The sequence below is a fragment of the Acinetobacter lactucae genome, assembly GCF_013344765.1.
GTDB lineage: Bacteria > Pseudomonadota > Gammaproteobacteria > Pseudomonadales > Moraxellaceae > Acinetobacter > Acinetobacter lactucae_A.
The window spans coordinates 1-1719 of record NZ_JABVBF010000301.1 but is presented as its reverse complement, the minus strand read 5'-3'; the positions used below and the strand labels follow the sequence as shown (position 1 = coordinate 1719).

General features: G+C 31.7%; 2 protein-coding genes and 1 pseudogene. 1 reads left to right on the top strand and 2 read right to left on the bottom strand.

Annotated features, from left to right (window positions below):
• Both HUN22_RS18045 and HUN22_RS16860 read right to left on the bottom strand, forming a co-directional pair.
• Positions 1-214, bottom strand: a pseudogene (locus tag HUN22_RS18045) (glycosyltransferase family 32 protein); the annotation flags it as partial.
• A 32-nt stretch (positions 215-246) separates the two neighbouring features.
• Positions 247-462 carry a hypothetical protein gene (locus HUN22_RS16860; protein ID WP_016653560.1) on the bottom strand — a complete coding sequence of 72 codons (216 nt, stop codon included), beginning with the start codon at positions 460-462 and terminating at the stop codon, positions 247-249.
• Positions 463-669: 207 nt separating this feature from the next.
• Here HUN22_RS16860 and HUN22_RS16855 point away from each other — a divergent pair, with 207 nt between their 5' ends.
• Positions 670-1698, top strand: coding sequence for a stealth conserved region 3 domain-containing protein (locus HUN22_RS16855; protein WP_217488216.1), 1029 nt, complete (start codon positions 670-672; stop codon positions 1696-1698).
• The last annotated feature ends 21 nt before the right edge of the window (positions 1699-1719 follow it).

Sequence of the window (1719 nt, the reverse complement as noted above, 5' to 3'; positions counted from 1 at the left end):
ATTCTAAACAGCGTGCTACAAGTTCAGGTTTTTTAGAATCCCAATATATCCATATAATTTTGGGAATATTAATTTCACCTTCAGATTGAGGATGAAGGGTGATTGGATTTGCTAGGTTGTTAGGTTCAATATTTTTAATGCGTTTATCAGTATAAAACCTAAGATGAAATCTTAAAAGGAAAAAAATTTTTCTTGTAGATTTTCGTAAACCCATAACAACCTCAAATGATAAATAAAAACTTCTTTTTATTTATCCGCATTTCCTTTTAAAACCATATAAATCAATGCAACAAAAATAAGTAATGCGCCAACCAAGCTACTTACACAGAAAAATAAAATTCGTTGATTTGTAGTCATGTTAAATAATTCATTTGCAAGAATATAGCGCATGAAAAACCATTGTGCGAGAGAGAATACAATCACGACTAAAGCATGTCGACGAACGTCAGGACGCATTGCCATAATGAATTACCGAGGGAGATAAGAAAAAGTGGGGTTATTATGCCATTTGCCTTCTACCATCTCAATAGAAGCCTAATCGAGCAAACTGTGTAGAAAAATTAAAATTATGGATAAATTGTGAAGTTTTATTAACATTAATAAACTTTGCATTTCATTTTTATCGTTTTTTATCTAGTAAATTGCTGTATTTATTTGGATATATTTTTGATGCAGCCTATCGATTTTGTAATGATTTGGGTGGACTCAACCGATACGAAATGGCAGCAACAATACCTATATTATAAATCCAAAGAAACTAAAACAAAGATTGATGAACTCGTTGATCAATGTCGCTATCGTGATTGGAATAACCTCCATTTTTGGTTTAGATCTGTTGAAAAATTTTGTCCTTGGGTTAGAAAAATTCATCTTGTGACCTGTGGTCATTTCCCTGAATTTTTAGTTAACAATCATCCCAAGTTAAATCTAGTTACTCATGATCAAATTATAGAACCAAACTGTTTACCGACTTTTAATTCACATGCTATCGAAATCAATATTCATAAAATAGAGGGCTTGGCAGAACACTTTGTCTATTTTAATGATGACACCTTTATTAGTAGTCCTTTAGAACCAGAGTTCTTTTTTAAAAACGGTTTACCTTGTGATGGTATCCAGCTACAGCCTTTAATGGTGGTGGGTAAAGAGAACTTTTTGGGTGCAGTTGCTTTGACTGATGTCGCGATTATTAATAAGTATTTTGATAAACGTAAATTATTTCATGATAATCCCTCTGCAATTTTTAATCATCGTTATTCGATGAGTAATAATTGGGGGAATTTTTTAAGTTTATACAACCGAAAATTTTCGAGCTTTTATAGTACTCATTTGCCTCAACCTTTTTTGAAATCGGTGTTTGAAGAAGTTTGGCAAACTGAAGAGATTTATTTAAAAGAAGTATCGAGTCATCGCTTTAGACAACCTTTAGACGTTAACCAATATTTGTTTAGGTTATGGCAGTTATGTTCAGGCCGCTTTTATCCTGTAAATATATTTGAGCGCGGCCAAAATTTTAATCTAAGACTGCAAAATCTGCCCGAAATTAATCAGATCATTAAAAATGAGCGACTTCCACAAATTTGTTTGAATGATGATGAACAAGTGGTCGATTTTGAAAAACTAAAAACAGAAGTTATTCAAATTTTTGAACAAAAATTTAATAAGGTTTCAAGCTTTGAAAAAGAGATATCTCACTAAAATTCTCTCATTAAAAAACCC